The organism is Bacillus sp. JJ675 (assembly GCF_036963165.1).
GTDB classification, from domain to species: Bacteria; Bacillota; Bacilli; order Bacillales; family Bacillaceae; genus Bacillus; species Bacillus glycinifermentans.
Genome location: NZ_JBALMR010000103.1, coordinates 1 through 26,576, shown reverse-complemented (window position 1 = coordinate 26,576; position 26,576 = coordinate 1). Strand labels below are relative to the sequence as shown.

Below are 26,576 nucleotides of genomic sequence, written 5' to 3'. Positions count from 1 at the left end.
GCTGCCCCAGTACGCCAAAAACGCCGGGCTCGAAGCGGGAGGACGCCATATTGCCATGCTGCTGGGCGTGCTTGAGGATGGCTGCAGGAGCGCATTTTACGGGTATGGCCAATCGTCAGGGAGCTCCAACGTCGTCATGACGTTTGAACCGGCAAATAAAGCGGCGCGCTCCGGGAGGATCGTGAAACAAGGCGCCGTACGCTAAACATTTTGTGACCATGAGGTGGAGGGAAAATGAGAAAACGTTTTGTTCATCCCGCAGAAGTGATGGCCGCCGGCAAATTTAGCAAAATCCATCTGACCGTTTTTCTCTGGTGTTTTTTTGCGATCGCCTTTGACGGATATGACATTGCGATGTACGGCGTCAGCCTGCCGTGGCTGATGGAGGAATGGGGCCTTACGCCCGTTCAGGCCGGGGCGGTCGGGAGCTACACATTGGTCGGGATGATGCTGGGCGCGCTCCTTTTTTCACCGATCGCCGATAAATTCGGCCGGAAAATGGTACTCGGCCTCTGCATGTTTTTGTTCAGTCTGTTTACTGCGGCGGCCGGACTGATCGATTCTCCGGCGCTGTTTACGATCATGCGCTTTATCGCGGCTCTCGGAATGGGCGGCCTGATGCCGAACGCCATTTCCCTTATGACCGAGTATTCGCCGAAAAAGCACAGGGCTGTCATCGTCGCTGCGATGTACTGCGGCTATTCTGCGGGCGGGGTATTTGCGTCCCTGGTCGGCATGTTTGCCGTACCGGCTGCCGGCTGGAGGGTTCTGTATCTGATCGGCGTCATTCCGCTGTTTGTGCTGCCTTTCTTTTTCAAACGGTTTCCCGAATCCCTGTCATTTTATATTTTGAAAAAACAAACGCCAAAAATAGCGGAGATTCTCAACAAAGTCGATCCTTGCGGACAATACAGCGCAAGCGATGATTACCAATTTTCCAGCATCGCGGAAAAAACAAAAGGCTTTCCGGTCAAAAAACTGTTCGAACAAAAGCGGGCATCGAGCACATTCGCCTTTTGGCTTTCTGTTTTCAGCTGCCTGCTCATGGTCTACGGACTGAATACATGGCTTCCGAAAATGATGCAGGAGTCAGGCTACGGCCTTTCGTCAAGCCTGTCTTTCAATCTTGTCCTCTGCGTTGGACAGGCAGCAGGCGCCCTCATCGGCGGCTATTTGGCCGACAAGGCCGGTCATAAAAAAGTGCTTGCCGCTATGTACGTGCTTGGAGCCTTCTGTTTTGCGGCTTTCGGGTTAACGGTCAACCCCGTGCTTTTGTATGTGCTGATCGGTTTAGGCGGAGCATGTACGGTAGGGACGCAGAACATTGCGAACCCTTATATTTCCGAATATTATCCGAAGGAAATCAGAGCCACCGGGATCGGCTGGGCCTTAGGAATCGGCAGAATCGGCGCGATCATTGCGCCCTCCCTGGTTGCGCTCATCCTTTCGGCAGGCATTGATCCGAAGCAGGCGTTTATGATGTTTGCCATCCCGAGCCTCGTCGGGGCGATCGGCATCATGCTGATTCAGGAGAATCACGCAAGCTTTGATGTTGCGGCTAAGCCGGGGGGCGGCGTCAAATTGGAAGCGAAGTGAAAATTTAAAAAACGGGAGGAAAACACGTTGCGGACACAAATAGGAATTATCGGAGCTGGACCGGCGGGATTGATGCTGGCTCATCTGCTCCAGCGCAAAGGGATTGAATCGGTGATCATCGAATCCCGTTCCCGCATGGAGATTGAGCGGACGATCAGGGCCGGTGTTCTCGAACAGATGACAGTCGATCTGCTCAATGAAACAGGCGTCGGGGAGCGGATGATGAAAAAGGGGATATTCCATGAAGGAATCGAAATTCGCTACAACGGCAAACGCCGCAGGATTGACATGCACCATCTGACGGGTGGAAAGTACGTGACGATCTATCCGCAGCATGAAGTGATCAAGGATTTGATCGCCGCGCGCATAAACGCCGGCGGGAAAATGTTTTTCAGCGTTACTGACGTATGCCTGTCCGGTCTTGATACGACAAAGCCCAACATCTCCTATTTGAATGAATCGGGAGAAAGGGAAGAAATCACCTGCGACTACATTGCAGGATGTGACGGCTTTCACGGCCCGAGCAGGCAGTCTATTCCCGCGGAGATCCGCAAAGAATACCAAAAAATTTATCCATACAGCTGGCTCGGCATTTTGGCAGAGGCGCCGCCGTCAGCTCCTGAGCTTGTCTATGCACATCATGAAGACGGATTTGCCCTGCACAGCACAAGGACGCCGGAGATCCAGCGCCTCTATCTTCAAGTAAACCCGGAGGATTCAATTGACGACTGGCCGGATGAGCGGATATGGGAGAAGCTTCGGCTACGGCTCTCGACCGATGATGAATGGACGCTGATCGAAGGGCCGGTCATCCAAAAAAACATCGTGCCGATGAGAAGCTTTATTTGCGATCCGATGCAATACGGCCGGCTGTTTTTGGCCGGAGATTCAGCGCACATTGTCCCGCCGACAGGAGCGAAAGGGCTGAATTTGGCTATGGCAGACGTTCAGGTTCTTGCAGGGGCGCTTTTTGACTATTATGCTTCAGGCGACACCGGCCGGCTTGAGCGGTACTCCGAGGTATGCCTCCGCCGCGTCTGGAAAGCCGAGCGGTTCTCATGGTATATGACATCGCTTCTTCACCGGCACCGCGATTACACGCCGTTTGATTACCAAATCCAACTGGCCGAACTCGATCATGTCACGACGTCAAAAGCGGCCGCACAAAGCTTGTCGGAAAACTATGTCGGGCTGCCGCTGGAGTTTGAGGAACAGCCGTTAAGCGTCATATAATCTAAGAATCCATAAAATCAGGTTGAATCTGCACATTGCCGTTCGGCAAATGGTATAATGGATTTTAGCTAAAAATGCATAACGGAAGGGTTTACATGATAAATGGCAAAGCAGATTGACTTACTGATCCAGCCGAAATGGAGAATTATCGATCAATCCAGTCTCGGCCCGTATTTTGACGCAAAACAATCGTTCGCGATCGACGACACGCTGTGCGCTGCAGTCGGAAAAGGCCTGTCCCCGGCGACAGCGCGCTCCTGGGTGCATCATGACACGATCGTCCTCGGCATTCAGGATACGAGGCTCCCTTATTTAAAAGAGGGCATCGCTTTTCTTGAGGATGCGGGCTACAAGGCCATCGTCCGCAATTCCGGCGGACTTGCAGTCGTGTTGGACAGCGGGGTTTTGAACGTATCGCTCATTTTTCAGGACAAGAAATACGGCATCGATATTGACCGCGGCTATGAGGCGATGTATGAGCTTATCAAAAGAGTGCTGTCGCCCTACAATGCCAAGGTGGAAGCATACGAAATCGCCGGATCGTACTGCCCTGGGAGCTATGATTTAAGCATCGGCGGAAAAAAATTCGCCGGAATTTCGCAAAGGCGCTTAAGGGGCGGAGTGGCCGTGCAGATTTACTTGTGCGCCGACGGGAGCGGAAGCGAGCGCGCGGAAGTCATCAGACGCTTTTACGACATCGCTTTACAAGACGAGCGGGGCAAAACGAAAGCCGTTTACCCTGATATCCGACCGGAGACGATGGCTTCGCTCTCTGAGCTGCTCAAGAAGGACATTTCTGTTCAGGACTTGATGCTTGCTCTTTTGACGCAGCTGAAGGAGCTCAGCGGGGACATCTTCCAGGCGCCGCTTTCAGGAGAAGAAGAAAGCGAGTATGAAAAAAATCTGTTGCGCATGATCGAGCGGAATAAAAAGGTATTTGGCTAGAAAAAACGCCCCTGAGACAGGGGCGTTTTTTTAGGCAGCGTGCGCACGATGGTTTCGGCGTTTGATGAACAGCCATGAGGAGAGGGCCGCAATATAAATGAAGCTGACGGCCATTAATACGACTGTTGCGGGCGTGTGTTTTGCCGCGTAAACGAAAAAATCAAGCTGCGAGATATCGCCGGCATCCTTGATCGAATCGGCTCCATAGAACAGCTTTGTAAATTTGGCTGAATACTTCCATTCCCAAGGATCGGAGAGCAGCGCGCTGCCCTGATACCAGCTTGCTATGCCGGAAAATAAAAACAGCATGGAAGCCGTGCCGAACTGGACAAAATATAAAACAAATCTCATTGGAAAAACCCGCCTTATCGATTGCTACCACCATTATGAAATTTATGTCATGCAAAATCAAGAAAAAATGCCCCCTTTCGGTTGAAAAGGGGGGAGCGGTTATTCCGCCATCTTCTCTAAATTTCCGTTTCGGTCCATTTTAAAGGCGGGTGCAGCATGCTCGTCATCTTCAAATAAAACTAGCTTTCTTGCACGATTCATGATTTTCACGAGCGTTTCGTAGTCTTCCTGTATGGTCGTCTGGTCCTTCTCGAGCTTTTTGACTTCTGCTTCAAGCTTTTCGACTTTTTTTGCGAGCTCCTCGTTTTCGCGTTTTAAGCGGTCGTTCTCCATTTTTAACGCGTCTGTCTGCTCCTGACTGCCCGTATACGATTGCAAAAAGCGGATGACATCATCCATCGTCAGATTTGAAGGAGCTGCCTGTCCGGCATTCGGCTGATTTGGCGATAGAAGATGCGATAGACTAGCTAACTCTTCTTTAAAGCTTTCATCAACGTAAGGCAGGTTTTCGCTTGAGATCGGAGCCTTCTCCTGGCTTGTTCCCGCCTCACCGGCATTCGGCTGAACCGCCGCTTCAGCGGAGTCTATTGCGTCTGTTTCGACAGGCGGTTTGTATAGGAGCCGCTTCTTCGCAGGCTGGCCGTTTCCAAGGGCGCGCATCCTCTGCTTGCGCTGCTTTTTCGCCAGCTGCAGGGCTTTTTCATATTGATGACGGACGACGGCGTTCCATCTGAAGCCGCAGGCGGCAGATGTCCGGTTCAGTCTGTCTCCGACTTCTTCGAATGCGTTCAGTTGTGTGCTGCCTTCCCTTACGTGCCGTAAAACGGTTTCGGCAAGCAATAAATCGTTTTCCTCAGACCATGCGTCTTGTCTTTGTTTCATCACTTCTCAACTCCCATGTCAGTATTGGTATTAGATTGTCCAATTTGGAAAATATTTATACAAGTTTGCTAAAAGAATAGGAAGTGATTTTTTAGCGGCCGCTCCTTGCAGGAATGGGAGAATCCTTGTACAATGGAGGATGGTGTCATTTTTATTACAGTTCGGCAAAAATCGAATGCCTTCCATAAAGACAGATGAACTTTAACGAAAGGAAGCGTATGAAATGGCGAATGAATTTCGAGTGTGTGACGATTGCCAGGCCACGAATTTAAAGACGCTTTTGCCCCGGCTGAAGGAAATCGATCCGGATGCGAAAGTGGAGATCGGCTGTCAGTCTTATTGCGGGCCGGGACGGAAAAAATCGTTTGCATTTGTCAACAATCGACCGCTTTCAGCTCCTACTGAAGACGAGCTGATCGAAAAAGTGAAAAAGAAAGTCAAAAAATAATCGCCTCCCCGACGGGTCAGGCGTTTTTGCTTGTTTACCGGCTTTTCCTGCATACTGGAACAAGTTTTTGGGCAAATTCAAGGATGTTTTCAAAAAACAGACCCGATATAATAGAAAAAGATATAAAAAACGAAGTTCCGAAAGATTGAATAAGAACGGTTTTGGCAGTTTGCCTCACGTTTAAAAAAAGAGGGACAGAAATGGCGTATCCATACGGAAAATTATCTGAAGAAAAGGTGTTTAAAGATCCTGTACACCGTTATGTCCACGTACGGGACAAGCTTATCTGGGATTTGATCGGAACACGCGAGTTCCAAAGGCTGCGCAGAATCAAGCAGCTTGGGACGACCTATTTGACGTTTCACGGCGCTGAACACAGCCGCTTTAACCACTCCCTCGGCGTATATGAAATCGTCCGAAGAATGGTTGATGACGTGTTTAAAGGCAGGGACGAATGGGATGACAGCGAACGCGACCTGTGCCTGTGCGCAGCGCTTTTGCACGACTTGGGGCACGGCCCGTTTTCCCATTCATTTGAAAAAGTATTCCGCCTCGATCACGAAGATTTTACGAGAGCGATCATATTAGGCGATACAGAGGTTAACAAAGTGCTTGGGAAGGTGAGCCCGACATTTGCAAAGGACGTCGCCGAAGTCATTGCGAAAACCTACAAAAACAAACAGGTGGTCAGCCTGATCTCAAGCCAGATTGACGCTGACCGCATGGACTATCTGCAGCGCGACGCATACTACACCGGCGTCAGCTACGGGCACTTTGACATGGAGCGGATTCTTCGCGTCATGCGGCCGCGCGAAGACCAGATTGTCATTAAACAGACCGGAATGCATGCTGTCGAAGATTACATCATGAGCCGCTATCAGATGTATTGGCAAGTCTATTTCCATCCGGTGACAAGAAGCGCTGAGGTTATTTTGACGAAAATCCTTCACAGGGCAAAGCAGCTTCATCAGGAAGGCTACATATTTACGCATGCACCTGTCCATTTTTACTCCATTTTCGAAGGAAACGTCACATTGGATGATTATTTGAGCCTTGATGAGGCGATTATTCTTTATTACTTTCAGGCGTGGGAAAAAGAAGAGGATGAGATTCTGTCTGATTTATGCCGCCGTTTCATCAACCGCAGGCTGTTCCAGTACGCCGAATTCAATCCGAATGAAGAAATGGCGACTTATTTTGAGCTGACTTCGCTGTTTAAAGAATCAGGTATTGATCCCGAATATTATCTTGTGGTGGATTCCTCATCAGACCTTCCTTACGATTTCTACAGGCCGGGAGAGGAAGAAGAGCGCCTGCCGATCCAATTGCTGACAAATAGCGGTCAGATTAAGGAACTGTCGCGCCAGTCTGACATTGTCGATGCGATTTCCGGCAAACGGAGGACGGATCATAAGCTTTATTTTCCGCTGGATCTCATCGAAGGACTGGGAGCCGGCCCGCGCGGGGATCGAATCAAAGAGTTGCTTGGACTGACATAGAAAGAAAAGGATGAAGGAGATGTCGGGGATTTGTTAAAAGAACATGCAAAGCTGATGAAGGTGTTCTCGGATTCAGGGGAGATCATCGGGAGAAAAAAGCTGCAAAAGATCATTTATATTGCAAAGAAGCTGGAGCTTCCCTTTTATGAAAAGTACGATTTCCACTTTTACGGCCCGTACTCGGAGGAGCTGACGCTTCAGGTTGAAGAGCTGTGCAATCTCGGATTTCTCCATGAAGTCAAAGAGAAAAAAGGCGGGTATTATCAATACCGGTATTCTCCCACTGAAGCGGGAAGGCAATTTTTAAGCCAGTGCGAGCTGGAAATGAAGGATATCAAGCCGTATATTGACGATGTGAACTGCCAGTCTTCGCGATTTTTGGAGCTGGTCGCCACGATCCTTTACTTTGAGGACCTTGATCAGGATGAGATCAGAGAAAAAGTGTTTACGATTAAGAGCAAACAGCGGTATACGGACGAAGAATTCGATGAAGCCGTCGCTTACATAGAAAAGCTAAAGGATCTGTGTTAAAAGACCTGTCGGACGACAGGTTTTTTTGTTATATGTTTTTGTCGAATGATGGGGGTTTGTAGGAATTTAGAAAGAAAGCAGCAAAAAGAACGTATGCTATATGTCCTCTCTTTTATCTGAATTGAAGGAATTTTCAGATAAGTGGAAGAATTTTTAATTCGTTCAAAAATAAGGAGGGGTTGAAAGTGAAAAAGCGTTCTGTATTCTTTTCTTTGCTGCTGTCTGCCGGTTTGATTCCAGGACTGACGGCGGGGGTAGCCAAAACGGACGGCCACGATCATGAGCACGCCCGCGGGGCAAAAGGAACCTATGTCGAGTCATTGCCGAAAGCTGAGAGTTTTAAAGATTTTAACGGAAAAGTTCAAATTGAAAGAACGACAGTTACAAAAATTCTTGACGAAAAAGGAAATGTCACTGGAACGAAAACGTTCAAAAAGAATACAAGCAATGGGGAATTTTCGACACAGGCATCAACAGGCGCTCAGAAGGTAAGCGTTCTGGCTGTGGCGGATGCCCAGTATCGTGCGAAATACAGCGACTGGCAGACGAGAATCGTTCAAATTGTCGAGCAGGCTGATGTAATGTTCAACCGCGATCACAGCATTGATTTTGTCGTGGAGGCAGTGGCGCCTTGGACGTCTTCAGGCAGCAACAGCTCTCAAATTCTCTCAAACCTTCAAAGGAGCTTCAGCGGAAGAAATTATAAATTCGTCGTCGGATTTACCGCCAACAGCAACTTTGACGCGGGCGGCATCGCGTATGTATACAGCAGCAAGCCGAGCGGCAGCGCCTTCAGCGTCAACCTTGACCAGGGAACGGCCAATACGGCAAAAGCGGCCACACACGAATTTTCACATAACTTCGGATTAAATCATGATGCGCAAGGAAGCGGGATTCGCTGCATTATGAACTACGATTACGCGTACACGGTCGATGTCTGGGATTCGGCTCATAACAGCCAGATCTCAAGAAATAAAGCCTGGTATCAATAATCAAAAAGGGCNNGCCCTTTTTGATTATTGATCGCTCATCCGTTTCCCGGCGACTCCGTAATTTTCTTTTTTCAGCTCTTCAATGATGACAGCGACCCTTTCTTTAGGCGCCCCCGTTGTTTCAGAGACGGCTTCTGTCACTTTTTCGACAAGATTTCTTTTTTGCTCGTCAGTGCGGCCTTCGAGCATTTGAACGGTTACGTACGGCATGTTTTGTCCTCCCCCTAAAAAAATTCGCTCACTTTAGCATAAGATGCTCTTATAGTATACTGAAGATAGTAAATCTTTGTATACGAGAAAGAGGGAAAAACTATTTTAGACCGTTTTTTGATGTATCCGTTTGAAATGATTCCGTACGTCGTATTGACGCTTGCCGCCGCATTTACCGTGCATGAAGTCGCCCATGCATATGTGGCATACAAATTTGGCGACGAAACGGCCAAGCGGCAGGGAAGGCTGACGCTCAACCCTCTCAAACACCTTGATCCGTTTGGGACGATTTTGATATTTTTGATGGGATTTGGCTGGGCGAAGCCCGTACCCGTCAACCGTTTTTATTTTAAAAAGCCGAGGCTTGCCGGTTTTCTCGTTTCGATTGCCGGGCCGGTCAGCAACCTGGTCCTTGCTTTGCTCGGATTTCTTTTGGCACTGTTATCTGCAAAGCTGACTTCTGTGCTGCCTTCCGCTTTTTATTCCGGATTGCTTCAGTTTCTGACGATTTGGGTCAATTTAAACTTGCTTTTATTTCTTTTTAATTTAATGCCGTTTCCGCCGCTTGACGGCTTCCGGGTCATACAGGTCGTCGTTGCGCCTGATGTGCGGGCGAAGCTGACGAAATACGAAGCTTACGGATCGATCGTTTTTCTGATCATCGTCATTACGCCGCTTGGGCAATATGTATTCTGGCCATTTCTCAACGATGGCCGGGAATTGATCATCTCGATTTTTAACAGCGTTTTCCGGCCGCTGATGTAGGAGGTATTATTGATGGAACAAGGAAAAAAGAAAAAAACTATCGGCTTCAATATCATTAAAAGCGATCCGACGGACGGACACGGTGGGTTCGGCGCAGGTTCATTGAGCCTTGATAACGTATCCCCCGTGATCGTCGATGTGACGGAAAAGGAAGCGTTCATTGATATCGGCGCCATGCATGCGAGAAGCGCCGTCGAAAAGGGGATTAAATTTCTTCCGAATAAAGAGGAAGTGCCGAACGGGAAGCCTTATTGGCTTGTCTGGGTGACCATCGACCGGAAGGAGGAAGGCCCTTATTACGCAGGTGTGACGGCTTGTGAAATGACGGTGGACAGAAGCATTCGCCGCGGCTACAAAAAGCTTCCGGAGCATGTCAATTTAATGGATAAATCGATGAAGCGGAAGATTATCGTCGACCATATGGATGAGGATTCAAAGCATGTGCTTGGCGAGTTTTTAAAAAATCACGATCAGGGGCTTTGGGATCGTTCGTCAGATGAGCTGAAAAAAGGACTGCTTCAGGAATAGCAAAACCCCGGGCTTTAGAAGGCCCGGGGTTTTATTCATTTCTCCTGAACCACCATTCCCACCATTTTTTTCGTTTGTGCGGTTTTGCGGGATTCTCCGGTTCGGCTTTTTTGTCCTGATACGTTTCTTTTCCGAAGCACACCTGGTCAGGCTCGGTTCCTTCGATAAAGTAGGCGAGATGCCTGGCCGGACAGCCCGGGGCTGCGGCATATCCAGTGGTTGGATCGATATACACGCTTTTTACGCCATCAGGCGGTTTTAATGCAGCCTCAGGTTCGCCTGCAAGCGCTCGTTCCATGAACTCGGCCCAAATTTGTTTGGCGTAGTTTTTTTCCTTGACGATATCGATCGTCCGTCCCTTGTCATAGCCGGTCCATACGCCTGAGGCGAGGCCGGGATAAAAACCGATCATCCAGCTGTCCGTGCCCGTCGTTCCCGATTTTCCGGCATATGTCCGCGTTAATTTACCGGCGATCGTCCGGCCGGTCACCGATGTGTAGCCGTCCAGCGATGTGTCAAACATGCCGGTCATCATGTTTGCCGTAATAAAAGCCGCTTTTGGATCAAGTAGCTGCTTATGGCGGTTCGGTTTTTCATAAAGCACCGTCCCGTTCGAATCGGTGATTTTCGTAATAAATGACGGCTCGATTTGCTTTCCGCCGTTTGCCAGCATGGCGTACGCATTCACCATTTCGATCGGCTTTACGGGCGACGTGCCGAGCGCCAGTGAGGGCACTTTCTGGAGCGGGCTTGTAATTCCGAACTGTTTGGCAGCATCGATCAGTTTGTCCATTCCGAGGAAAAGGTGCGTTTTTACCGCGTAAATATTATCCGACAAGGCGAGCGCCTGAAGCAGGGTGATCGGACCGTCCGCGTAATAGCCATGGTAATTGCTCGGGGAATACAAGGCTCCATTTCCGAGCTCAAACGCCGTTTCTGCGCTTCTCATCCTCGTTGCCGGCGTGAAGCCGTTTTGAATCGCTGAATAATAAAGCAAAGGCTTCATCGTTGACCCGGGCTGCCGCCTCGCCTGCGTCACGCGGTTGAACGGGCTTTTTTCGTAGTCCCGTCCCCCGACGAGGGCGAGGACGCTGCCGTTATACGGGTCGACTGCGGCAAATCCGGCTTGAATGCCGCTTTTCGAGTCGATCGTCTGTTTGACCGCTTTTTCGGCGATTTTCTGCAGGCGGGAATCAAGGGTCGTATACACGCTGTAACCGCCTGTTTCCGCTTGTTCCGGCGTCAGTTTTAGGAGGCGGGCGATTTCTTTGACAGCCTCGTCATAAAAGTACGGAGCCGCCTTTGCTTCGGTTTGTTTCTCCCGTTTTTTGTATGTGAGCGGCATTTCCTTCAGTTTTGCCGCCTGTTTTTTTGTCAGCTTGTTTTCCTTTTCCATCATTGTCAAAATCATTTCCTGCCGCTCTTTCGCTTTTGTTTCGTTAACGAACGGCGAATACACCGACGGTCCTTTCGGAATGCCGGCCAGCATGGCAGCTTCGGCCGCGTTGATGTTTTTGGCGCTCTTGCCGAAGTACATCCGTGAAGCTGCTTCGATTCCGTATGCACCGTGTCCGTAGTAAATCGTATTTAAATAGCCTTCTAAAATGTCTTTCTTTGAATAATTTTGCTCAAGGCGTATCGTATAAAAGGCTTCATTCCACTTTCTTTTCCACGTTTTATCATGGCCGAGGTAGAGGTTTCTCGCATATTGCTGGGTGATGGTGCTTGCGCCCTGAACCTTGGACATCGCTTTTAGATCGGCGATGACGGCTCCGGCCATCCGCACATAATCAAAACCGTGGTGCCGGAAAAAATTCCGGTCTTCAACGGCAAGCGTGGCATCGATGACGGCGGGATTGATGTTGTCAAGCGACACCCAGTACCGTTTCTGCCCATAATGGGTTTCGCCCATCTGTTTTCCGTTTCCGTCATAAAGCACGGTCGATCTCGGCACCTGAACGGAGGGAGCGCCCTGCCACTTAGCGGTCAGAACAACCGTCATGATGAGGATGGACAATAAAAGCAGCATTAATATTCCCATGAACAAAAAAGCCCGTATCGTTTTGATGGTCAAACGGACCCGCTTGTTCGTCATCATGTCCATGCTGAAAATCCCCTCTCAGATTAATAAAATGTTCTTATCATTATGAGAAAAAAGAAGAGGATTTAAACAATAGAAACGAAAAAACCGGATGGCGCGCACGGAAAGCTGGAATCTAATGGGTAAGGCTTTTTGATGCCTGAGCCGTCTTTACAATTCCCTTCAATTCCTCTATACTTTTTCTTTAGGCAAAAGCCGATGCCGACAGCAGAATAATCGTCTATTGAGATGAGAAAAATAGATAGAAATACAGCTTATAATGAAAGGAAGATAACGCTTTGAGCGGACTTTGGTATACAGAAAAGCAAACGAAGAATTTTGGCATTACGATGAAAATCAACAAGACTTTACATACAGAGCAGACAGAATTCCAAAATCTCGAAATGGTGGAAACGGAAGAATTCGGAAACATGCTGTTTTTGGACGGCATGGTCATGACGTCTGAAAAAGATGAGTTCGTCTATCATGAAATGGTGGCCCATGTTCCGTTGTTTACGCACCCGAATCCGGAGCAGGTGCTTGTCGTCGGCGGCGGGGACGGCGGCGTCATCCGCGAAATTTTGAAGCATCCGGGCGTCAAAAAGGCAACGCTCGTCGATATCGACGGGAAAGTCATCGAGTACTCAAAGAAATTCCTTCCGACGATTGCGGGCAAGCTCGATGATCCGCGTGTCGAAGTGAAAGTCGGCGACGGCTTCATGCACATCGCAGAATCCGAAAACGAGTACGATGTCATCATGGTTGATTCCACAGAGCCTGTAGGACCTGCTGTCAACCTGTTTACGAAAGGCTTTTACGCGGGAATTGCAAAAGCGCTGAAAGAGGACGGCATCTTCGTCGCTCAGACGGACAACCCTTGGTTTACGCCTGAGCTGATCACGAACGTTCAGCGCGACGTAAAAGAGATCTTCCCGATTACAAGGCTGTATTTGGCAAATATCCCGACATACCCAAGCGGACTGTGGACGTTTACGATCGGTTCGAAAAAATACGATCCGCTTGAAGTAGAAGAGAGCCGCTTCTTTGACATCGATACGAAATACTACACAAAAGAGATCCATAAAGCGGCATTCGTGCTTCCGAAATTCGTCAGCGATTTAATCAAATAAAAACGACTTGCGCAGGAACCAGATTCTGCGCTTTTTTTCAGGAGGTTGAAAACAACATGAGATTTGATGAAGCATATTCGGGAAAGGTATTTATCGCAAGCCGTCCGGATTGGGAAGATGCGGAGGCGATTCTTTACGGCATGCCGATGGACTGGACGGTCAGCTACCGCCCGGGCTCACGCTTCGGCCCGGCGCGAATCCGCGAGGTATCCATCGGGCTTGAGGAATACAGCCCTTATTTGGACAGGGAGCTTACCGACATTCGCTTTTTTGACGCCGGCGACATTCCGCTGCCTTTCGGGAACCCGCAGCGCAGCCTTGATATGATTGAAGAATTTGTCGACAGCATTTTGGATAAAGGAAAATTCCCGCTCGGCATGGGCGGGGAACATCTTGTCTCATGGCCTGTCATTAAAGCGATGTATAAAAAATATCCCGATCTGGCCATCATTCATATGGATGCACATACAGATCTCCGCGTCGAATATGAAGGAGAACCGCTGTCGCATTCAACGCCGATTCGCAAAGCGGCGGAGCTGATCGGCCCGGAAAACGTCTTTTCATTCGGAATTCGTTCAGGCATGAAAGAAGAGTTTAAGTGGGCAAAAGAAAACGGCATGCACATTTCCAAGTTTGAAGTGCTTGAGCCGCTCAAACAAATCCTTCCGAAGCTCGCCGGCCGCCCGGTCTACGTGACGATCGATATCGACGTCCTCGATCCTGCGCATGCGCCTGGGACGGGTACGGTCGACGCTGGGGGCATCACGTCAAAAGAGCTGCTCGCGTCAATTCATGAAATTGCCCGTTCCGATGTGAAAGTCGCCGGGGCCGACCTTGTAGAAGTAGCACCGGTCTACGACCATTCGGAGCAGACGGCGAATACGGCAAGCAAGCTGATTCGCGAAATGCTGCTCGGCTGGGTAAAATAAGTCAAGCTGTCCCCTTTCAGGACAGCTTTTTACTTTTTTGTGATTTCTGATAAAAAGTGTTTAACTTGCGGGCTGTTCTGTTAAGATGTATATAAGGGTGAAGCGGTTGAACTTTTGTTCTTGAATGATTATACTAATCAAGTCAAATCCGAATGAAAAAAGGATGTGTCGGAATGGATCGGGAGACACCCGTTAAGATTCACGTGAAATCCGTTATCCAGGAAGGATCAGACTTGGAAACGATTGAATTCCGGACAACCGGATTTTATTATATGAAAAAAGATAAATTATACCTTACCTATCATGAAGAGCATGAGGCGGGAAAGGTCAAAACGATCGTCAAGGCGAGCGAAAATGAAGTGTTGGTGATGCGGTCAGGCGCGATCGAAATGAAGCAGCGGTTTCTAAAGGGCAGCCGAACCGTCACACATTATAAAATGCCGTTCGGACAGCTTGAGCTTGGGGTGGACACAAAGGATATATCGGTTCAACCTCAAAAGGAGAACGGCGATATCAATATTGTTTACGATATGCTTGTAAGCGGTGATCAAAAGCACTTACATAAAATGTCGATTTCGTACAGAGGAGGACATGATTCATGAACATAGTCGAACAGATGAAGGATGCGCTGAAACAGGAAATTAAAGAAGCCGTCATAAAAGCGGGGCTGGCGGATGAGGCGGATATTCCGGAAGTCGTTTTGGAAGTGCCGAAAGATAAAGCACACGGCGACTACTCGACAAATATGGCAATGCAGCTGGCTAGAATCGCGAAAAAGGCGCCGCGCAGCATTGCGGAGGACATCGTCGCAACCTTCGATAAAGGAAAAGCGTCGATTGATAAGCTTGATATCGCAGGACCGGGATTTATCAATTTTTATATGGACAATCAATATTTGACAAAGCTGATTCCTGCCGTTCTTGAAGCAGGAGAAGCTTACGGCGAATCAAATGTCGGAGCGGGAGAGCGCGTTCAGGTGGAATTCGTTTCGGCCAACCCGACGGGCAACCTTCATCTGGGACATGCCCGGGGCGCCGCTGTCGGCGATTCCCTGTGCAATGTTCTCGAAAAAGCGGGTTATGAGGTAAGCCGCGAATATTACATTAATGATGCCGGCAACCAAATCAACAATCTGGCTCTGTCTGTCGAGGCCCGCTATTTTGAGGCGCTCGGCCAGGATAAGCCGATGCCTGAAGACGGATACCACGGCGAGGATATTAAAGAAGTCGGACGCAAGCTTGCCGAAGAGTTCGGCGACCGTTTTATCCATGAGGAAGAAAGCGAACGCCTCGCCTTTTTCCGCGAATACGGGCTGAAATACGAATTGGGCAAACTTCGCGAAGATCTCGAGAATTTCCGCGTGCCGTTTGACGTGTGGTATTCAGAGACATCGCTTTACGAAAACGGCAAAATCGATCAGGCGCTTGAAACGCTCCGCGACAAAGGACATATCTATGAAGAAGACGGGGCGACATGGTTCAGATCGACGACGTTCGGCGATGACAAAGACCGCGTGCTGATCAAAAAAGACGGATCTTACACGTATCTTCTGCCTGACATCGCTTATCACAAGGACAAGCTTGACCGCGGTTTTCAAAAGCTGATCAACGTGTGGGGAGCAGATCATCACGGCTATATTCCGCGCATGAAGGCGGCCATCGAAGCGCTCGGCTATGATAAAGAAACGCTTGAGGTCGAGATCATCCAGCTTGTACACCTATACAAAAACGGCGAAAAAATGAAAATGAGCAAAAGAACGGGTAAAGCCGTAACAATGCGCGACTTGATCGATGAGGTCGGCCTTGACGCCGTGCGCTATTTCTTCGCGATGCGCAGCGCTGACACCCATATGGACTTCGACCTTGACCTTGCCGTCTCCACGTCGAACGAAAATCCGGTGTATTACGCGCAATACGCACATGCGAGAATTTGCAGCATGCTCCGCCAGGGCGAAGAAAAAGGAATTCTACCCGAAGGAAATCTTGATTTCTCAAAGATCGCTTCTGAAAAAGAATACGATTTGTTAAAAGTGATCGGCTCTTTCCCTGAAGCGGTCGCCGACGCGGCTCAAAAACGGATTCCTCACCGCATCACAAACTATATTTTTGAACTGGCATCCGCTCTGCACAGTTTTTACAATGCCGAGAAGGTTCTGGATGCAGCTGATGAAGGAAAAAGCCGTGCGCGCCTATCGCTGATGAAAGCGACACAGATCACCCTGAACAACGCGCTGAAACTGATCGGCGTTTCCGCGCCTGAAAAAATGTAATATTCATCCCTTATCCTTTTGGATGAGGGATTTTTTTGTTATCGAAATATAAGGCGGAGATGATGGAGACAGATCGCATCGATGTAGAAAACGGGTTTATCATTTCCGCAACAAAAGACAATCCTGATATGGACTGAATCTGCCGTTTTTTGAGCGAATAATCAACCGGGAAAAAGGGATCAAACAAGAGCTGGTCACGGAAATGATCCTGAACACGCAGCTTTGCTGCGGGCTGTATGAAAACGGCGGAAAGCGGGCCGGATTCGCCAGGGTGATCTCGGACTTTGTCAGGTTCGGCTGGGTTTGCAACGTCTTTATTTGGCCGTTCTCCGGGGAAGCTTTGGCTGAAGCCTTGTCAGCCAAAGCCTGGGGTGTCTGTTTGATGATGGCGGCTGATGATGAGCCCGGATATGAAAACGGTCGAAAACAGATACGAAAAAGGAAGGGTGTTCGCCCTTCCTTATGAAACGTTCGTCTGGTAAACGATTGATTTCGCTTTTTGTATCAAGGTTTCCGCTTCTTTTCCTTCAATCACGATAAGGCACTCCTTCTCCCGATTGGACATTCTGAACATCTCCAATTCGAGAAGGTCTTTAATTTTGCACATCGTTTTTTTCGTGCAGATATATAGCTGATGTTGTGCTGAGCGGCAAAGCCGGTACAGCTCGATCAAATTTTTTAGCGTCATCGATTTTTCGCCGATTTTAATGGATTCTGCTCGATTCATCTTGCATCCCCTCCGTATGTAAATATTCTCTCTAATGAAAGTGTTACCCGCAGAGCTGACACGTTAAACACGAATGACATCCTGTGGGCAAACGGCATCTCCGATTTTCCAGCGATTATGAAAAAATATTGACTGAACACTCATTCATTATTTAAGATAAAGATAGACAGAAGGGGTTTTCATTCAGGGGAACTGAAAGGGGGAGCTAGTGTTGAGTACGTTGCTGTGGTTGAATGTCATCGCATTTCTCGGTGTAACCGCTTACGCTGTTTATCTGTTCGTCTATCTGATCAGAACGAGAATCAGCTATATCAAGCTCGGGCAAAAAGAGGTTTTTGATAAGCGGATCAAAGAGAGGCTTCAAAGGATATGGGAGAATGTGTTCGGGCAGAAAAAACTGCTCAAAGATAAGAAGAGCGGAATCATCCATGTGGTATTTTTTTACGGTTTTATTCTCGTACAGTTTGGTGCGATCGATTTTATTATAAAAGGGCTTATGCCTGACAGGGGGCTGCCTCTCGGTAAAGCTTACCCGGTGTTTACGTTCTTCCAGGAAATCGTCACACTGATGATTCTGATTGCGGTGGGCTGGGCTTTTTACAGACGTTATATCGAAAAGCTCGTCAGGCTGAAACGCAACTTTAAGTCGGGAATCGTCCTGCTGTTGATCGGCGGATTGATGTTTACCGTACTGCTCGGGAACGGGATGAATATGGTCTGGCACGGGCATTCGCTGTCATGGTACGAGCCGATGGCCTCTCTCGTCGCTTTCGTTTTCGCATTTATAGGCGAAACCGCATCAGGGGCCGTTTTCTATGCAGCATGGTGGGCGCACCTTTTGATCTTGCTGACGTTTTTGGTCTATGTTCCGCAGTCCAAGCACGCCCACCTCATTGCAGGACCTGCAAACGTCTTTTTCAGCAGGCTGACGAATCCGGGGAAGCTTGAAAAGATCGATTTTGAAGACGAATCAAAAGAGACATTCGGCGTCGGCCGCATTGAAGAGTTCAGGCAATCGCAGCTCATCGACCTTTATGCATGTGTGGAATGCGGCCGCTGCACAAATATGTGTCCGGCAACAGGCACGGGAAAAATGCTTTCTCCGATGGATCTGATTTTGCGGCTCAGAGACCACTTGACGGAAAAAGGGGCGGCCGTCACGTCAAAAACGCCTTGGGTTCCTGCACTGCTGTTCCGCCATACAAAGGGAAATCAGCTTGCACTGGCAGCAGGCGGAGAAGGATCAAGAGAAGCCGCCGCCTCGGAAATTTACAATCCAAGCTTAATCGGGGACATCATTACCGAAGAGGAAATCTGGGCCTGCACGACTTGCCGGAATTGCGAAGATCAATGTCCGGTGATGAATGAACACGTCGATAAGATCATCGATCTCCGCCGGTATCTCGTTTTGACCGAAGGGAAAATGGACGCCGATGCTCAACGCGCCATGACGAGCATCGAAAGACAGGGCAACCCTTGGGGACTAAACAGGAAAGAACGGGAGAACTGGCGCGACGTGAGAGAAGACGTCGAAGTGCCGACCGTAAAGGAAATGAAGAAAAAAGGCGCTTCATTTGAATATTTGTTTTGGGTCGGTTCGATGGGCTCGTATGACAGAAGAAGCCAAAAAATCGCGGTCGCTTTTGCGCGCCTCCTCAATGAAGCAGGCGTCACATTTGCGATTTTAGGCAATAAAGAAAAAAACTCCGGCGACACGCCGAGACGTCTCGGCAATGAATTTCTGTTTCAGGAGCTTGCTGCTAAAAATATCGAAGAATTTGAGAAAAATGGCATCCGAAAAATTGTAACGATTGATCCTCATGCATACAATGTGTTTAAAAACGAATATCCTGATTTTGGCCTTGAAGCAGACGTTTATCATCATACGGAAATTCTCTCCGCCCTCATCAAGGACGGAAAGCTTAAACCTGAGTTTCCGGTTAACGAAACTGTCACGTTCCATGATTCATGCTATTTGGGCCGCTACAACGGAGTTTACGATCCTCCGCGCGAGATTCTCCGCTCCATACCGGGCATCCGCTTAGTCGAAATGGAACGGAGCCGGGAAAACGGAATGTGCTGCGGAGCCGGAGGCGGCCTCATGTGGATGGAGGAAGAGACGGGAACAAGGATCAATGTTGCCAGAACTGAACAGGCGCTCCTTGCCGCACCTTCGGTCATCAGTTCTGGATGTCCGTATTGCCTTACGATGCTCGGAGATGGAACGAAGGCGAAGGAGCTCGACGATCAAGTCGGCACATACGATGTGGCCGAACTGCTTGAACGCGCCGTCTTTGGTGCGGAAGAGAAAGAGCATGCTTCCTAAGCGGGTGAAAATGACAGATGCAGGGGAGAGGAAATGATGGTCAGAACGGTTATTATCGATGGAGCGCGCACGCCTTTCGGAAAACTGGGCGGATCACTTCAGCCAAAAACGGCGTCAGAACTCGGAGGCATTGCCATCAGAGAAGCGCTGAAACGGTCAGGTGTCAGGCCTGAGGATGTAGATGAAGTTATTATGGGGACCGTTCTGCAAGGGGGCCAGGGACAGCTGCCGTCAAGGCAGGCGGCAAGGCATGCCGGTCTTCCGTGGGACGTTAAAACGGAAACGGTCAATAAAGTATGCGCATCAGGCTTAAGAAGCGTGACAATGGCGGATCAGATCATCCGCGCCGGCGATGCCGACGTCATTGTCGCAGGCGGGATGGAGTCGATGTCAAATGCGCCTTATGCGCTGACAAAAGCGAGATGGGGCCTGAGGATGGGAGACGGGTCTGTTAAGGACTTGATGATCCTTGACGGATTGACCTGCTCATTTACGGGGGTGCATATGGGCTCATATGGAAATTCTGCGGCAAGAGAATTAGAGATTACGAGAGAGGAGCAGGACCGCTGGGCGCTGCGGAGCCATATGCGGGCGGTTCGGGCCGCCGCCTCAGGCGCCCTCGGAGAAGAGATCGTTCCCGTCAACATTCGCGAAAAGCGGGGCGGAGAGCTGACGGTGAAACATGATGAATCCCCGCGCAGCGACACATCGATCGAACGGCTGGCCGCGCTGGCGCCCGTCTTTGACCGCGACGGCACGATTACGGCGGGCAATGCCCCGGGCGTAAATGACGGGGCGTGTGCATTCACCGTCATGAGCGATGAAAAGGCAAAGTCTTTGAATCTGAAGCCTTATGCCGTCATGACGGCGCATGCTTCCATCGCAGTTGAAGCAAAAGACTTTCCGAAAACACCCGGGCTTGTCATCAATGAGCTGCTGAAAAAAACGGGGGCGGAGCTTTCGGATATCAGCCTGTTTGAAATCAATGAGGCTTTTGCGGCGGTCGCTCTGGCAAGCGGACAAATCGCAGGGCTCGATATGGAAAAGGTTAATGTCAACGGCGGCGCGATTGCGCTTGGCCATCCGATCGGCGCCAGCGGGGCAAGGATCCTTTTGACGCTTATGTACGAATTAAAACGGCGCGGCGGCGGTACGGGAATTGCCGCGATTTGCAGCGGCGGCGGACAGGGAGATGCCGTCATGATCCAAGTTTAAAAGGGGGATTTTTCATGAGGGATGATACGATTATGGTCATCGGCGCGGGCCAAATGGGGTCAGGAATCGCGCAGGTGTGCGCCCAAGCCGGCTACAGCGTTTATATGTACGATGTATCAGAAGACCAGATTCAAAAAGGAATGAAACGCATTTCCGACCGGCTCGTCAAGCAGGCGGAAAAGGGAAAGATGCCTCACCATGACGTGAAAGATATATACCTGCGCCTCTCTCCGTCAGACTCGCTTAATGATGCGGGAGAAGCTTTTCTCATCATTGAAGCTGCCGTCGAACGTATGGATGTTAAAAAGGACATTTTCAAACGTTTGGATGAAAAGACGAAAGATACGGCAGTATTGGCATCCAATACATCTTCCTTACCGATTACAGAGCTTGCCTCTGCCACGAAAAAGCCGCAAAACGTGATTGGCATGCATTTTATGAACCCGGTGCCTGTCATGCAGCTCGTCGAGGTTATCAGGGGGCTTGAAACGAGCGATCAAACCTTTGATACCGTCGTTTCTACAGCAGAAAAGCTCAATAAAGTCCCCGTTGAAGTGCACGATTTTCCCGGGTTTATCTCCAACCGCATTTTAATGCCGATGATTAATGAAGCGGTTTTTGCGCTTTATGAAGGGGTTGCCGAAAAGGAGAGCATCGACAGAATCATGAAGCTCGGAATGAACCATCCGATGGGGCCGCTCGCTCTTGCAGACCTGATCGGACTTGATACATGCCTGTATATTATGGAAACGCTGCACAAAGGATTCGGCGATGACAAATACAGACCGTGCCCGCTTCTGAGACAGTATGTCAGCGCAGGGCGGCTCGGAAAGAAAACGGGCAAAGGGTTTTATACGTACGACTCCAAATAAACAGGAGGGGACACCATTGAACCTTCATTTGACAGCTGAACAGCTCGTTATGCAAAAGCAGGTCAGGGAGTTTGCAGTACGGGAGGTAGCTCCCTTTGTCCCGGAGATGGAAAAAGGGGAATTTCCAACCGGCATCATAAAGAAAATGGCGGGTCTCGGCTGGATGGGGCTGCCGATTCCGGCGAGGTACGGCGGGGCCGAAAAGGATTTCCTTTCGTACATTATGTTGATTCACGAGCTGTCAAAGACGAGTGCGGTGTTGGGCGCGATTTTATCTGTTCACACATCGATCGTGACGATTCCCGTTCTGTTGTACGGAAATGAACGGCAAAAAGAGCGCTACGTCAAAAAGCTGGCGTCAGGACGGTACTTGGGCGCCTTTTGTTTAACCGAACCGAACGCCGGCTCTGATGCGGGAAGCCTCAAAACAAAAGCGGAAAAACGAAAGGATCGCTACGTGTTGAACGGAACGAAGGTCTTTATCACAAATGGAGGGGAAGCGGACGTCTATCTCGTGTTTGCCTCAACAAACCCTGAAGCCGGAACGAAAGGCATATCGGCTTTCATCGTTGAAAAAGGAACGCCGGGCTTCCATATCGGAAAAAATGAGGAAAAAATGGGTCTGCACGGATCGCAAACGGTGACCCTGAATTTTGAAAACGCCGTTATTCCATCCGAGCAGCTTCTCGGAGAGGAAGGCCAGGGCTTTAAAATGGCTTTGTCAAACCTTGATGGGGGCAGGATCGGGATTGCCGCCCAGGCTTTAGGAATTGCCGAAGGCGCGCTTTCCGAGGCTTCCGCATTTTTAAAAGCGCACTACCCGGACGGAGAGCTTCACAGCTTCCGGCAGGGGCTCGCCTTCAAGCTGGCAGACATGGCGACAAGGACAGAGGCGGCCAAACTGCTCGTCTACAAGGCTGCTTCATTGAAGGAACAGGGCATGGAAACGAGAAAAGCGGCATCAATGGCCAAGCTGTTTGCTTCTGAAACGGCAATGTTTGTGACGACCGAGGCGGTTCAGCTGCTCGGGGACTTCGGTTATACGAAAGGCTTCAATGCTGAGCGGTATTTCAGGGATGCGAAAGTGTGCCAAATCTATGAGGGAACGAGCGAAATACAGAGAATTGTCATCAGCAAGCAATTATGAGGTGTCAGAGGGGGAGCAAAAGATGAACTTTCAGCTGTCTGAAGAGCATCAAATGATTCGGAAAATGGTCCGCGATTTTGCAAAGCATGAGGTCGAGCCGACAGCAAAGGAGCGTGACGAAGAAGAACGTTTTGATAAAGAGCTGTTCATAAAGATGGCGGATCTGGGATTGACAGGCATTCCTTGGCCTGAAGAATACGGAGGGATCGGCAGCGATTATTTGGCGTACGTGATTGCAGTCGAGGAGCTGTCAAAGGTATGCGCCTCAACCGGCGTCACCCTGTCAGCTCATACGTCGCTTTCGTGCTGGCCCATTTATGCCTTCGGAACCGAGCAGCAAAAACAGGAATATTTAAAACCGATGGCACGGGGGGAAAAACTCGGGGCTTACGGATTGACGGAGCCTGGATCAGGGTCTGATGCGGGCGGAATGAAAACGACCGCCGTGAAAAGCGGTGATGAATACATTTTAAACGGAACGAAGGTCTTTATTACAAACGGTGGTGCAGCAGATGTATACATTTTGTTCGCAGCTCTTGATCCCGAAAAAAGGCAGAAAGGAACAACCGCCTTTATCGTTGAGAAGGAGTTTCCGGGCTTTTCCGTCGGGAAGAAAGAAAAAAAGCTCGGCATCCGTTCGTCTCCAACGACTGAAATCATCCTCGAGGATTGCCGTGTCCCTTTGAAAAACAGGCTCGGCGAAGAGGGGGAAGGCTTTAAAATCGCGATGATGACGCTTGACGGCGGCAGAAACGGGATCGCGGCCCAGGCCGTCGGCATTGCGCAAGGAGCGTTTGAGGCTGCAAAGGCATACGCAAAAGAAAGAAAGCAATTCGGCAAACCGATTGCCGAACACCAGGGCGTGAGCTTCAAACTGGCGGATATGGCGACCGAAATTGAAGCTGCGAGGCTCTTGACATACCAGGCGGCATGGCTCGAATCAGAAGGCCTGCCTTACGGAAAAGCGTCTGCCATGTCAAAGCTTTACGCAGGCGATGCGGCTATGAAGGTGACGACAGAGGCCGTCCAGATCTTCGGCGGATACGGCTATACGAAGGAATACCCTGTTGAGCGTTATATGCGCGATGCAAAAATCACGCAGATTTATGAAGGAACACAAGAGATTCAGCGGGTCGTTATCTCGAAAATGCTGATGAAATGAAGAAAATGCCGCCTTAGCGCCTGGCGGCAGGAAAGCGCCGGCGGACAGGCTTCAACCCTACCGCCGGCTTCTTTGGCATTACCGCCTAAAACAGCCTTCTTTTCATGCGCTTCCCCAGCCTCACGCCTCCTTTCTGTCTTTTGCCTGTGCCTTGTGGTAAAAATTATTGAATTAACGGGAATAAAGGTAGCATAAAGTGTTTTCTTTTGTTTATAATGAGAGGTATGGTTTGTCGTAAAGACATGAATCACATGCTTATTTTCTATGACAAAGATAGTAGATACATACATGAAGATAGAAAGGGAGTGTCTGGTGATGAGTTTGAAACAGTACTCAGAGGAACAGCTAAAGGAAATGTCTTTAGTTGAAATCGCATACGAAATTTTCTCAGACCAAAAAAAACCGATTACATTCCAGGAACTTACAGATAAAGTTTCTTCTTTGCTTGGAGTGGGAAAAGAAGAATTGGAAGACCGCATTGCCCAGTTTTACACGGATTTAAATATCGACGGCCGCTTTTTGGCGCTGTCTGACCAAACGTGGGGCCTGCGCAGCTGGTACCCGTACGATCAGCTTGATGAAGAAACACAGCCGACCGTAAAAGCCAAAAAGAAAAAAGCGAAAAAAGCCGTCGAAGAGGACCTTGATCTCGATGAATTCGAAGAGGTTGATGAGGACGATATCCTTCTTGACGATGCAGAAGCCGACCTCGATCTTGCCGACGATGAATTCGATCTCGATGAAGCCGACGATGATGAGCTGGATGACCTTGAAGATGAGATCCTCGATGATGAAGACGAGGACTTCCTGGACGAAGAAGAAGAAGATTAATATTTGTCCGTACGGAATTCATTTTGAAATCAATCTTGACTTTCCGAGACGAACTATGTAGTATGTATTTTGGGCTCTTCAAAAAGAAGAGATTCGAGTGATACGGACTATCAGCTCCCTTTCAAGAAATTGAAAGGGAGCTTTCTTGTTTTTCCGCCTCCTAATCATTTGAATCATTTAGAAAAGATCTAAATGATTTTTCATAAACGGAGCATTTTAATGAATAAGTGTTAGATTGAAGAGAGGGGTACAGATATGACAAAATACATTTTCGTAACTGGAGGAGTCGTTTCTTCGCTTGGAAAAGGAATCACGGCATCTTCACTGGGCCGCCTGCTGAAAAACAGAGGCCTGAATGTAACGATCCAAAAGTTTGATCCGTATATCAACGTAGATCCGGGAACGATGAGTCCGTATCAGCACGGGGAAGTATTCGTGACCGACGACGGTGCGGAAACCGATTTGGACCTGGGCCACTATGAACGCTTCATCGACATTAACTTGAATAAATACAGCAACGTTACAACCGGAAAAATTTATTCGACGGTGCTGAAAAAAGAGCGAAGAGGCGATTATTTGGGAGGCACCGTACAGGTCATCCCGCATATCACGAACGAAATTAAAGACCGCGTGTTCCGCGCCGGAAAAGAATCAAACGCCGATGTTGTCATCACGGAAATCGGAGGAACCGTCGGGGATATCGAATCATTGCCGTTCCTTGAAGCGATCAGGCAGATCAAGAGCGACATCGGACGCGACAACGTGATGTACATCCATTGTACGCTTGTGCCTTACCTGAAAGCAGCCGGAGAAATGAAAACAAAACCGACGCAGCACAGCGTAAAAGAACTGCGCAGCCTCGGCATTCAGCCAAACGTGATCGTTGTCAGAACGGAAATGCCGATTTCCCAGGACATGAAAGACAAAATCGCGCTGTTCTGCGACATCGATCCGAAAGCCGTGATTGAAGCGGGGGATGCGGAAACGCTCTATTCCATTCCGCTCGACCTTCAGAAGCAAGGGCTTGACGATCTTGTCTGCACCCACTTGAAGCTGGAATGCAAGGAAGCAGACATGGAAGAATGGAAAATGCTTGTCAATAAAGTGAAGAATCTTTCCAAAACAGCGACGATCGGTTTGGTCGGTAAATACGTCGAGCTTCCGGATGCCTACATCTCTGTGGTCGAATCTCTCCGCCATGCGGGATATGCGTTTGATGCCGACATTAAGGTCAAATGGATCAACGCTGAAGAGGTCACTGATGAAAACATCGCCGATTTGGTGAACGATGTAGACGGCATTCTCGTTCCGGGCGGATTCGGGGACCGCGGAGTTGAAGGGAAAATCGCCGCCGTCAAATATGCCCGCGAGCAAAAGATCCCGTTCCTGGGCATTTGCCTCGGCATGCAGGTGGCGTCAATCGAGTATGCGAGAAACGTTCTCGGTCTCGAAGGCGCGCATTCGGCTGAAATCGATCCTTCAACACCGTATCCGATCATTGACCTTCTTCCAGAGCAAAAGGATATTGAAGATCTCGGCGGAACGCTTCGCCTCGGATTGTATCCGTGCAAGCTTCAAGAAGGCTCTAAAGCGTATGAAGCCTATCAGAATGAAGTCGTTTACGAGCGCCATCGCCACCGCTACGAATTCAACAATGAGTTCAGACAGCAGATGGAAGAAGCAGGATTTGTCTTCTCAGGGACAAGCCCTGACGGCCGCCTCGTCGAAATCATTGAGCTGAAAGACCACCCGTGGTTTGTCGCGTCACAGTTCCATCCTGAGTTCACTTCAAGACCGACAAGACCTCAAGCATTGTTCAGAGACTTTGTGCACGCTTCATTAAAAGCTTCAGAGAAGCTGTAAAACCATAAAAAAAGCCTGTCAGCTCGTTTGATCTGCACCCTGTCA

The 26,576-nt window shown here is 49.3% G+C and carries 26 protein-coding genes and 1 pseudogene; 22 read left to right on the top strand and 5 right to left on the bottom strand.

Annotated features, from left to right (window positions below):
* The 4 genes and pseudogenes from V7126_RS22485 to V7126_RS22470 form a co-directional block, all read left to right on the top strand.
* Positions 1-205: pseudogene (locus V7126_RS22485) on the top strand (extradiol ring-cleavage dioxygenase); the annotation flags it as partial.
* A gap of 29 nt (positions 206-234) precedes the next feature.
* Entirely contained in the window at positions 235-1,596 is a 1,362-nt protein-coding gene (locus V7126_RS22480; protein ID WP_216899280.1) for an MFS transporter, read from the top strand.
* Between the two features lie 27 nt (positions 1,597-1,623).
* The gene (locus V7126_RS22475; RefSeq protein ID WP_216899283.1) at positions 1,624-2,829 is read left to right on the top strand and encodes a 4-hydroxybenzoate 3-monooxygenase; all 1,206 of its coding nucleotides are present in this window, start codon (positions 1,624-1,626) and stop codon (positions 2,827-2,829) included.
* A 102-nt stretch (positions 2,830-2,931) separates the two neighbouring features.
* A complete protein-coding gene (locus V7126_RS22470; protein WP_216899285.1) occupies positions 2,932-3,774 on the top strand; it encodes a lipoate--protein ligase family protein in 843 nt (280 codons plus the stop codon).
* Positions 3,775-3,804: 30 nt separating this feature from the next.
* On the opposite strand, the gene V7126_RS22465 is transcribed toward V7126_RS22470, so the two are convergent.
* Positions 3,805-4,125 carry a YjdJ family protein gene (locus tag V7126_RS22465; protein WP_175076668.1) on the bottom strand — a complete coding sequence of 107 codons (321 nt, stop codon included), beginning with the start codon at positions 4,123-4,125 and terminating at the stop codon, positions 3,805-3,807.
* 99 nt (positions 4,126-4,224) lie between these two features.
* A complete protein-coding gene (locus V7126_RS22460; protein WP_175076669.1) occupies positions 4,225-5,010 on the bottom strand; it encodes an RsfA family transcriptional regulator in 786 nt (261 codons plus the stop codon).
* 220 nt (positions 5,011-5,230) lie between these two features.
* Between V7126_RS22460 and V7126_RS22455 the strand changes: the two genes are divergently transcribed.
* From V7126_RS22455 to V7126_RS22440, 4 genes are all read left to right on the top strand, one after another.
* Positions 5,231-5,455, top strand: coding sequence for a DUF1450 domain-containing protein (locus V7126_RS22455; protein WP_026589133.1), 225 nt, complete (start codon positions 5,231-5,233; stop codon positions 5,453-5,455).
* A 200-nt stretch (positions 5,456-5,655) separates the two neighbouring features.
* On the top strand, positions 5,656-6,954 hold the full coding sequence (locus tag V7126_RS22450; protein WP_216899287.1) for an HD domain-containing protein: 1,299 nt from the start codon (positions 5,656-5,658) through the stop codon (positions 6,952-6,954).
* 30 nt (positions 6,955-6,984) lie between these two features.
* Complete coding sequence (locus tag V7126_RS22445; RefSeq protein WP_046130263.1) at positions 6,985-7,485, top strand: YwgA family protein; 501 nt, start codon at positions 6,985-6,987, stop codon at positions 7,483-7,485.
* Between the two features lie 185 nt (positions 7,486-7,670).
* Complete coding sequence (locus V7126_RS22440; RefSeq protein ID WP_046130264.1) at positions 7,671-8,477, top strand: zinc-dependent metalloprotease; 807 nt, start codon at positions 7,671-7,673, stop codon at positions 8,475-8,477.
* A 24-nt stretch (positions 8,478-8,501) separates the two neighbouring features.
* Here V7126_RS22440 and V7126_RS22435 read toward each other — a convergent pair whose 3' ends face one another.
* The gene (locus tag V7126_RS22435; RefSeq protein ID WP_046130265.1) at positions 8,502-8,687 is read right to left on the bottom strand and encodes a 2-hydroxymuconate tautomerase; all 186 of its coding nucleotides are present in this window, start codon (positions 8,685-8,687) and stop codon (positions 8,502-8,504) included.
* Positions 8,688-8,807: 120 nt separating this feature from the next.
* Here V7126_RS22435 and V7126_RS22430 point away from each other — a divergent pair, with 120 nt between their 5' ends.
* Positions 8,808-9,452: a site-2 protease family protein gene (locus tag V7126_RS22430; protein ID WP_175076672.1), complete on the top strand. Its 645-nt coding sequence runs from the start codon at positions 8,808-8,810 to the stop codon at positions 9,450-9,452.
* Between the two features lie 12 nt (positions 9,453-9,464).
* Positions 9,465-9,980, top strand: coding sequence for a YwhD family protein (locus V7126_RS22425; RefSeq protein WP_046130267.1), 516 nt, complete (start codon positions 9,465-9,467; stop codon positions 9,978-9,980).
* Between the two features lie 31 nt (positions 9,981-10,011).
* Here V7126_RS22425 and V7126_RS22420 read toward each other — a convergent pair whose 3' ends face one another.
* On the bottom strand, positions 10,012-12,084 hold the full coding sequence (locus tag V7126_RS22420) for a transglycosylase domain-containing protein (protein ID WP_175076673.1): 2,073 nt from the start codon (positions 12,082-12,084) through the stop codon (positions 10,012-10,014).
* Positions 12,085-12,359: 275 nt separating this feature from the next.
* Here V7126_RS22420 and speE point away from each other — a divergent pair, with 275 nt between their 5' ends.
* The 5 genes from speE (at position 12,360) to V7126_RS22395 (ending at position 16,854) form a co-directional block, all read left to right on the top strand.
* A complete protein-coding gene (gene speE, locus V7126_RS22415) occupies positions 12,360-13,190 on the top strand; it encodes a spermidine synthase (protein ID WP_082094075.1) in 831 nt (276 codons plus the stop codon).
* 56 nt (positions 13,191-13,246) lie between these two features.
* Positions 13,247-14,119: an agmatinase gene (gene speB / locus V7126_RS22410; RefSeq protein WP_175076674.1), complete on the top strand. Its 873-nt coding sequence runs from the start codon at positions 13,247-13,249 to the stop codon at positions 14,117-14,119.
* A gap of 173 nt (positions 14,120-14,292) precedes the next feature.
* Positions 14,293-14,721 (top strand): DUF1934 domain-containing protein, encoded by a 429-nt coding sequence (locus tag V7126_RS22405; protein ID WP_236809789.1) that lies wholly within the window; start codon positions 14,293-14,295, stop codon positions 14,719-14,721.
* Positions 14,718-16,388 (top strand): arginine--tRNA ligase, encoded by a 1,671-nt coding sequence (gene argS, locus V7126_RS22400; RefSeq protein ID WP_175076676.1) that lies wholly within the window; start codon positions 14,718-14,720, stop codon positions 16,386-16,388. The genes V7126_RS22405 and argS overlap by 4 nt, the downstream gene beginning before the upstream one ends.
* Positions 16,389-16,590: 202 nt before the next feature.
* Positions 16,591-16,854 (top strand): hypothetical protein, encoded by a 264-nt coding sequence (locus tag V7126_RS22395; RefSeq protein WP_175076677.1) that lies wholly within the window; start codon positions 16,591-16,593, stop codon positions 16,852-16,854.
* Here V7126_RS22395 and V7126_RS22390 read toward each other — a convergent pair.
* On the bottom strand, positions 16,849-17,115 hold the full coding sequence (locus V7126_RS22390; protein ID WP_046130273.1) for a hypothetical protein: 267 nt from the start codon (positions 17,113-17,115) through the stop codon (positions 16,849-16,851). The genes V7126_RS22395 and V7126_RS22390 overlap by 6 nt on opposite strands.
* Before the next feature lie 211 nt (positions 17,116-17,326).
* Here V7126_RS22390 and V7126_RS22385 point away from each other — a divergent pair, with 211 nt between their 5' ends.
* The 7 genes from V7126_RS22385 to V7126_RS22355 all read left to right on the top strand — a co-directional run bounded on the left by V7126_RS22385 (position 17,327) and on the right by V7126_RS22355 (position 26,531).
* Complete coding sequence (locus V7126_RS22385; RefSeq protein WP_175076678.1) at positions 17,327-19,441, top strand: (Fe-S)-binding protein; 2,115 nt, start codon at positions 17,327-17,329, stop codon at positions 19,439-19,441.
* Between the two features lie 36 nt (positions 19,442-19,477).
* Positions 19,478-20,656, top strand: a complete 1,179-nt coding sequence (locus tag V7126_RS22380) for an acetyl-CoA C-acetyltransferase (protein ID WP_046130275.1) — start codon at positions 19,478-19,480, stop codon at positions 20,654-20,656.
* A gap of 14 nt (positions 20,657-20,670) precedes the next feature.
* Positions 20,671-21,528 carry a 3-hydroxybutyryl-CoA dehydrogenase gene (locus V7126_RS22375; RefSeq protein WP_046130276.1) on the top strand — a complete coding sequence of 286 codons (858 nt, stop codon included), beginning with the start codon at positions 20,671-20,673 and terminating at the stop codon, positions 21,526-21,528.
* A gap of 16 nt (positions 21,529-21,544) precedes the next feature.
* The gene (locus V7126_RS22370) at positions 21,545-22,675 is read left to right on the top strand and encodes an acyl-CoA dehydrogenase family protein (RefSeq protein WP_046130277.1); all 1,131 of its coding nucleotides are present in this window, start codon (positions 21,545-21,547) and stop codon (positions 22,673-22,675) included.
* Between the two features lie 22 nt (positions 22,676-22,697).
* On the top strand, positions 22,698-23,837 hold the full coding sequence (locus V7126_RS22365) for an acyl-CoA dehydrogenase (protein ID WP_046130278.1): 1,140 nt from the start codon (positions 22,698-22,700) through the stop codon (positions 23,835-23,837).
* A 315-nt stretch (positions 23,838-24,152) separates the two neighbouring features.
* Positions 24,153-24,668 (top strand): DNA-directed RNA polymerase subunit delta, encoded by a 516-nt coding sequence (rpoE, locus tag V7126_RS22360; RefSeq protein WP_046130279.1) that lies wholly within the window; start codon positions 24,153-24,155, stop codon positions 24,666-24,668.
* Positions 24,669-24,923: 255 nt separating this feature from the next.
* Positions 24,924-26,531 (top strand): CTP synthase, encoded by a 1,608-nt coding sequence (locus tag V7126_RS22355; RefSeq protein ID WP_046130280.1) that lies wholly within the window; start codon positions 24,924-24,926, stop codon positions 26,529-26,531.
* The last annotated feature ends 45 nt before the right edge of the window (positions 26,532-26,576 follow it).